The 6999-nt window shown below is 69.5% G+C and carries 6 protein-coding genes and 1 pseudogene; 5 read left to right on the top strand and 2 right to left on the bottom strand.

Annotated elements, in window-relative coordinates; translation table 11 throughout:
* Positions 1–46 precede the first annotated feature (46 nt).
* Positions 47–727 (bottom strand): transglycosylase SLT domain-containing protein, encoded by a 681-nt coding sequence (locus BIV24_RS27275; protein WP_071369128.1) that lies wholly within the window; start codon positions 725–727, stop codon positions 47–49.
* A gap of 651 nt (positions 728–1378) precedes the next feature.
* On the opposite strand from BIV24_RS27275, the gene BIV24_RS27270 reads away from it, so the two are divergent.
* Together BIV24_RS27270 and BIV24_RS27265 are read left to right on the top strand one after the other, a co-directional pair.
* Positions 1379–2524 carry a GAF domain-containing sensor histidine kinase gene (locus BIV24_RS27270; RefSeq protein ID WP_071369127.1) on the top strand — a complete coding sequence of 382 codons (1146 nt, stop codon included), beginning with the start codon at positions 1379–1381 and terminating at the stop codon, positions 2522–2524.
* On the top strand, positions 2517–3158 hold the full coding sequence (locus BIV24_RS27265) for a response regulator (RefSeq protein WP_071369126.1): 642 nt from the start codon (positions 2517–2519) through the stop codon (positions 3156–3158). Before BIV24_RS27270 ends, BIV24_RS27265 begins: the two co-directional genes overlap by 8 nt.
* Before the next feature lie 356 nt (positions 3159–3514).
* Here BIV24_RS27265 and BIV24_RS27260 read toward each other — a convergent pair whose 3' ends face one another.
* Complete coding sequence (locus BIV24_RS27260; RefSeq protein WP_071369125.1) at positions 3515–4297, bottom strand: hypothetical protein; 783 nt, start codon at positions 4295–4297, stop codon at positions 3515–3517.
* A gap of 30 nt (positions 4298–4327) precedes the next feature.
* On the opposite strand from BIV24_RS27260, the pseudogene BIV24_RS27255 reads away from it, so the two are divergent.
* The 3 genes and pseudogenes from BIV24_RS27255 to BIV24_RS27245 form a co-directional block, all read left to right on the top strand.
* Positions 4328–4981, top strand: a pseudogene (locus tag BIV24_RS27255) (ABC transporter ATP-binding protein); the annotation flags it as partial.
* Between the two features lie 410 nt (positions 4982–5391).
* Positions 5392–5820, top strand: coding sequence for an NfeD family protein (locus BIV24_RS27250; RefSeq protein WP_071369123.1), 429 nt, complete (start codon positions 5392–5394; stop codon positions 5818–5820).
* A gap of 130 nt (positions 5821–5950) precedes the next feature.
* Positions 5951–6910 (top strand): SPFH domain-containing protein, encoded by a 960-nt coding sequence (locus BIV24_RS27245; protein ID WP_071369122.1) that lies wholly within the window; start codon positions 5951–5953, stop codon positions 6908–6910.
* Positions 6911–6999 lie beyond the last annotated feature (89 nt).

Raw genomic sequence — 6999 nt, 5'->3', positions numbered from 1 at the left:
GGGGTGCCGCCCTTTCCGCGTGTACGACCTGAGGTCCGCGCCTGCCTCAGTACGCGCTGTTGACGTTGTCGATCGAACCGTACCGGTCGGCCGCGTAGTTGGCGGCGGCGGTGATGTTCGCGACCGGGTCGTAGATGTTCTTCGAGGTGCCGGCCACGTGGTAGGCGTTGAAGGTCGGCTGGATGACCTGGAGCAGGCCCTTGGACGGGATGCCGTTGCGGGCGTTGATGTCCCAGTTGTTGATCGCCATCGGGTTACCCGAGGACTCCCGCATGATGTTCTTGTGCAGGCCGTGGTAGGAGCCCGGGATGCCCTTTGCCCTCATGATGTCGAGGGACTGGCGGATCCAGCCGTCGAGGTTGTTCGCGTAGGTCTTGGCGGCGACCGGCTGGAGCTCGACGCGCTCCGTGGAGCGGCTGACGGACTCCTGGCCCTTGCGCTCCTGCGCGGCCTTCTGCTTCGCCACGGCGGCCTCGGCCTTCAGGCTTGCACCAGCCTTCTGGTCGGTAACGCTGGCCTTGATGTCCTTGACCGGCTTGTTGCCGAACGTCGCCGGGGTCTGCGCCGCGGCGGCCTGCGTCGTGCTGCTCTGGGCGGCCTGCGACTGGCCCGGCATCGCGGTGATCGCGATGGCGGCGGCACCCACGGCGGCCACACCGGAGAGGGACAGCTTCTGGACCTTGGTCAGGTTACGACTATGACCACGAAAGTTGATGTTCTTCAGCATTACGGGATGGACCTCTTCGTATTGCGCGGAGGTCGCTCTCGCACCGGCGGGGACAGTGGTGTTCCAGCACAAGCGCCGCGGACATGAACCGCGGCGCCGAGCGACAGGAGCAATTCTTAGCGACCGCAAAACCGCAATGCAAAGGTGTGACGTACGATCCGCGATAGTGGAGGCAGGGAGGGCAAAACTGGGCAGATCGGAGCATCTACCCCGTTCATATGGGGCCGACCTGCCTCCTATGCTGCTTCGTATGTGATGTGCGCCCTATGCGTGGCCTCACACCCCGGGGCGCTGGATCCTCACGTGGAGTTGCGGTAGCAATTCTCTGCGTAAGGGGTTTTCCGGGGTAGAAGGAGACGGGCGTCACCGAGTTCGCGCCGTGGGTGGCACCGGGCCGGCGACTCTTCGCAGCCGCGAGCGCACGTCGCGCTCCGCTTGATTCACGCGCGCGTGGTGCCCCTCCTGATCCACGCGTGTGTGGGCCCTTCCCGGCCGGTTCCCGCACCTCGGCGGCACACCGTCCGCCGGATCCCGCCGGTCGCCTCGGACGGGGCCGAGAAGTCAGGGGTCCTTCGTCCTACGTCCATCGGCCCAGGCGAGGCCGCCACGGGACGGATACGCCCTGTCACACCTCGCCGGTACGGTGAGGTCATGAGCCACGAACCCCGGTCGGGCCTGTACGCGGTGAGCTCCGCGCTGCTGGCCATGAGCAGACACCTGGAGGTGCGCGACGTCCTCAAGACGATCGTCGCCTCCGCCCGCGAGCTGCTCGACGCGGAGTACGCGGCGCTGGGAGTCCCGGACGATCACGGCGGCTTCGCCCAGTTCGTCGTGGACGGTGTCACCGACGAGCAGTGGAAGGCCATCGGCCCGCTTCCGCGCCAGCACGGCATCCTGGCCGCGATGCTGCGCGAGGCGAAGCCGGAACGGCTCGCCGACGTCCGCAAGGACCCCCGCTTCGAGGGCTGGCCGAGCACCCACCCCGAGATGTCGGACTTCCTCGGTCTGCCCATCCGCGATGGTGACGAGAGCATCGGTGCGCTGTTCCTCGCGAACAAGCGCTGTCCGAAACCCGAGGGCGGCTGCGGGTTCACGGAAGAGGACGAGGAGCTGCTGTCGATCCTCGCCCAGCACGCCGCGATCGCCCTCACCAACGCCCGGCTGTACGAGCGCAGCCGCGAACTGACCATCGCCGAGGAACGCTCCCGACTGGCCCACGAGCTGCACGACGCGGTCAGCCAGAAGCTCTTCTCCCTGCGCCTCACCGCTCAGGCCGCCGCCGCCCTGGTGGACCGCGACCCGGGCCGCGCCAAGGGCGAGCTGCAGCAGGTGGCCGTGCTCGCCGCGGAAGCAGCCGACGAACTGCGCACCGCCGTCGTCGAGTTGCGCCCCGCGGCCCTCGACGAGGACGGACTGGTCGCCACCCTGCGCACCCAGGTCCAGGTCCTCGACCGCGCCCACACCGCACGGGTGACCTTCATCAGCCGCGGTGTCCGCGCACTCCCCGCCGCCCAGGAGGAGGCACTGCTGCGCGTCGCCCAGGAGGCCCTGCACAACGCCCTGCGGCACTCCGGAGCCGCGCGGGTCGACGTGACCCTGGTGAAGCGCGGTCCGGGCGCCGTCCTGCGCGTCATCGACGACGGCGGCGGCTTCGAACCCCAGGCGGTCCGCAGCGCGGGACGCCATCTGGGGCTCGTCTCCATGCGCGACCGGGCGAGCGGGGTCGGCGGCATGCTGACCGTGGAATCAGCGCCCGGGAAGGGCACCACGATCGAGATGGAGGTCCCCGGTGGCTGACCCAATCAAGGTGCTGCTCGTCGACGACCACCAGGTGGTCCGCCGCGGTCTGCGCACGTTCCTCGAAGTGCAGGACGACATCGAGGTCGTCGGAGATGCCTCCGACGGCGCCGAAGGGGTCGCCCGAGCGCAGGAGCTGACACCCGATGTCATTCTCATGGACATCAAGATGCCGGGCATGGACGGCATCGAGGCGCTGCGCAGACTCCGCGAACTCGACCACCCCGCGCGCGTGCTGATCGTCACCAGCTTCACCGAGCAGCGCACCGTCGTCCCGGCCCTGCGTGCGGGCGCCGCGGGTTACGTCTACAAGGACGTGGACCCCGACGCACTCGCCGGAGCCATCCGCTCGGTGCACGCGGGGCACGTTCTGCTGCAACCGGAGGTCGCCGGCGCGTTGCTGTCCCAGGAGGAGAGCAACCCGGGCCAGGGGAGGGGCGGTTCGCTCACCGAGCGGGAGCGCGAGGTGCTGGGCCTGATCGCGGACGGCCGGTCGAACCGGGAGATCGCCCGCGCGCTGGTGCTGTCGGAGAAGACGGTCAAGACGCATGTCTCGAACATCCTGATGAAGCTCGACCTCGCGGACCGCACGCAGGCCGCGCTCTGGGCCGTACGCAATGGGGTGGACGGCTGACCGGCGCGGCCGATCCGTACGGAAGGTTCCGCTCCGGTCTGTGAACGACCGAGCTTGTCGACTCGGTCGGTCACACCGGTTCGTGCTCCTGGGTCACGGCTGGCTGTCGTGCCGAAGTCACATCCGCCGTACAGCGGCGCGGGACCGCTGACAGGGCCCCACTCCGGGCATGCCCAGCGACATCCGTTCGGGCAGTGCCCTCTGAGCCGTATCCCCGGCAAGCCGGTTCGTGCCGTGCAGGCTCGCGAACGGATACGAAGAGACCACCGGACCCCTGCGCGGTCGGGGGCGAAAGATGCCATTCCTCCCGGGCGTGAACGCCCGGACCACGGTCCCGGGCCACACCGAGCCCCCGGTCACCGCATCTCCCGCGCCTCCACGACGGAGTTGTACGCCGCGACCTGCGCCCGCCGGGCCGTCCGCTCCACCGGCCGCAACGCCTCGGCCCGCGCCGCCATCTCGGAGGCGCTCACCGCACCCCCGTGCCCGTTCTCGCACGCCACCGAAATCAGCAACCCCACCCGCTGGGCCAGCTCCAGCACCCGAGCCGCCCGCGGGGGATACCCCGGCGCCAGCACCTCGCGCCCCGCCTCGGCCCGCGCCCTGTACGCGTCGATCGCGGCCTCTGCCGCCGGCCCCGACCCCGCCACGTCCAGCCGGGACAGCAGCTCCGTCGCCTCGCGCAGTGCCTCCGCCAGCTCCCGCTCGGCCTCCCCGAGCGACGGCACGTCGGCCGGCGGCGCCTCCCGCACGGGCAGACAGCGCCAGACGATCTCGACGTGCACATCACCGACCGGCCCCGCCTCGTGCACCTCAGGCACCAGTCCGAACGCGGCTCCGTGACAGACCACCGCCTCCTCGGCGTCCATCGCCCGCGTGTTGAACTCCGGCGGCCCGCTCAGCCCCAGTGGATGCCCCGGCGCGGGCAGCGCGAGGCGCAGACCGGTCACCCCCAGCCTCCGCAGCCGCCCCAGCGCCAGCGTGAGACCGACGGGCGCCGACTCACCCGGCAGCCCCTCGACCCGGTGCAGCGCATCGTCCGCGACGATGGCCGACGCGGCGTCGTCCGGCGGGACAAGTCCGGCCAAAAGGGCATTTCCCCAGGCGGTCAGCCGTCCTGAGCGTGGTTCCAAGAGCATGCTCCCCACCCTAAGGACCCGACCTATGGAATGGGCGGGGTGACCGGTGGCGTAGATTTCATGGGGGGCTGCGCCCACCGGCGTGGCGTACCGCGCCCGCAGGCGTACGCGAGAGCCGACACTGGCCACACTGCAAGGGGAGACGACGCGCTCATGAGCGATGTTCTGGAGCTGGAGGACGTATCCGTGGTCCGCGAGGGCCGCGCTCTGGTGGACCAGGTCTCCTGGTCGGTCAAGGAGGGTGAGCGCTGGGTCATCCTCGGCCCGAACGGCGCCGGGAAGACGACCCTCCTGAACGTCGCGTCGAGCTACCTCTTCCCCACCAAGGGCACCGCCACCATCCTCGGCGAGACCCTCGGCAAGCCCGGCACCGATGTCTTCGAGCTGCGCCCGCGCATCGGCGTGGCCGGCGTCGCCATGACCGAGAAGCTCCCCAAGCGCCAGACGGTCCTGCAGACCGTGCTGACCGCCGCGTACGGCATGACGGCCGGCTGGCAGGAGGAGTACGAGGACGTCGACGAGCAGCGCGCCCGCGCCTTCCTCGACCGCCTCGGCATGAGCGAGTACCTGGACCGGATGTTCGGCACCCTCTCGGAGGGCGAGCGCAAGCGCACCCTCATCGCCCGCGCCCTGATGTCCGACCCCGAGCTGCTCCTCCTCGACGAGCCCGCCGCCGGCCTCGACCTCGGCGGCCGCGAGGACCTCGTACGCCGCCTCGGCCGCCTCGCCCGCGACCCGATCGCCCCCTCCATGATCATGGTCACCCACCACGTCGAGGAGATCGCCCCCGGCTTCACCCATGTCCTGATGATCCGCCAGGGCAAGGTGCTCGCCGCGGGCCCGCTGGAGCTCGAACTCACCTCGCGCAACCTCTCCCACTGCTTCGGCCTTCCGCTCGTCGTCGAACAGGTCGGCGACCGCTGGACGGCCCAGGGCCTGCCCCTGTCCTGACCCGCACCGGACGATGTGCCCCGAGGTGCTCCGGGACCCCTGGGGCAAGCCGTCGGCGGACCCGTCCGCAAACCCGGTAACAAGCCCGTCCGTCTCCGTCGGCGCCCTGTCCGCGACCGCACCCGCGGGCCTACCATGACCACGTGAACATCGACGCGTGGGTGTGGTGGTTGATCGGCGCGGCGGGACTCGGCATAGGGCTCGTGATCACCGCGCTGCCGGAACTGGGCATGCTCGCGGTGGGTGCCGTGGCGGCCGCCGTGGTCAGTGGTCTCGGAGGCGGTGCCGTCCTCCAAGTGGCCGTCTTCGCCATCGTCTCCGTCGCGCTCATCGTGGTGGTCCGGCCCATTGCGGCCCGGCATCGCAGCCACCAGCCCCAACTCGCCACGGGCATCGATGCGTTGAAGGGCAAGCAGGCCGTCGTCCTGGAACGCGTCGACGGCAACGGCGGCCGGATCAAACTCGCCGGCGAAGTCTGGTCGGCGCGCTCCCTCGACACCGAGCGTGCCTACGAAGTCGGTGAAGAGGTGGACGTCGTGGACATCGAGGGGGCCACCGCACTCGTCATGTGACCTCGTAGGACCCAACTGAACCGAACAGCCCACAGGGCGCACGACGGTCTGTCAGACTCGAGCAGCAAGATCTTCAACAAGCATAAGATCTTCCACAGGCGCCGAGGCGGAGAAGGGGTACGGGGAAACGATGGAACCAATCATCATCGTCCTGGTCATTCTGGTGGTGTTGGTCTTCATCGCCCTGATCAAGACGATCCAGGTCATCCCACAGGCGAGTGCGGCCATCGTCGAGCGGTTCGGCCGCTACACACGGACACTGAACGCGGGCCTGAACATCGTGGTCCCGTTCATAGACTCCATCCGCAACCGCATCGACCTGCGCGAACAGGTCGTGCCGTTCCCGCCGCAGCCGGTGATCACCCAGGACAACCTGGTCGTCAACATCGACACCGTCATCTACTACCAGGTCACCGACGCCCGGGCCGCGACCTACGAGGTCGCCAGCTACATCCAGGCCATCGAGCAGCTCACCGTCACCACGCTCCGCAACATCATCGGCGGCATGGACCTGGAGCGCACCCTCACCTCCCGCGAGGAGATCAACGCGGCCCTGCGCGGCGTCCTCGACGAGGCCACCGGCAAGTGGGGCATCCGCGTCAACCGAGTCGAGCTGAAGGCCATCGAGCCCCCGACCTCCATCCAGGACTCGATGGAGAAGCAGATGCGCGCCGACCGCGACAAGCGCGCGGCGATCCTCACCGCCGAAGGTACGCGCCAGGCGGCCATCCTCACCGCCGAGGGTGAGAAGCAGTCCCAGATCCTGCGTGCCGAGGGTGAGGCCAAGGCCGCCGCTCTGCGCGCCGAGGGCGAGGCCCAGGCGATCCGTACGGTCTTCGAGTCCATCCACGCCGGCGACCCCGACCAGAAGCTGCTCTCCTACCAGTACCTCCAGATGCTGCCGAAGATCGCGGAGGGCGACGCCAACAAGCTCTGGATCGTCCCCAGCGAGATCGGCGACGCCCTCAAGGGCCTGTCCGGCGCCATCGGCAACTTCGGCCCGTTCGGCGGCGGTTCGGGCGGTGGTGGCACCGGATCCTCCGGTAACAACGGTGGCACGGAGCGGCGCGAGAGGCCGTCGATCGACTGACGGACAGCCGTCGTACAGGGCTGGGGCCCGCCTCCGTCAAGAGGCGGGCCCCAGCCGTGTCACGCGGGGGATTCCCTCTAGTGCTGCGA

Origin of the sequence: Streptomyces colonosanans (assembly GCF_001866645.1) — a bacterium.
Taxonomy (GTDB): domain Bacteria; phylum Actinomycetota; class Actinomycetes; order Streptomycetales; family Streptomycetaceae; genus Streptomyces; species Streptomyces colonosanans.
The sequence above is the reverse complement of the archived record's forward strand: the minus strand, read 5'-3'. Positions and strand labels throughout refer to the sequence as shown.

Excerpts from the sequence above, each read along its gene's own strand:
- BIV24_RS27275 (WP_071369128.1), bottom strand. The coding sequence starts at position 727 with ATGCTGAAGAACATCAACTTTCGTGGTCATAGTCGTAACCTGACCAAG.
- BIV24_RS27245 (WP_071369122.1), top strand. The coding sequence starts at position 5,951 with ATGGAACCAATCATCATCGTCCTGGTCATTCTGGTGGTGTTGGTCTTC.
- BIV24_RS27260 (WP_071369125.1), bottom strand. The coding sequence starts at position 4,297 with ATGCTCTTGGAACCACGCTCAGGACGGCTGACCGCCTGGGGAAATGCC.
- BIV24_RS27270 (WP_071369127.1), top strand. The coding sequence starts at position 1,379 with ATGAGCCACGAACCCCGGTCGGGCCTGTACGCGGTGAGCTCCGCGCTG.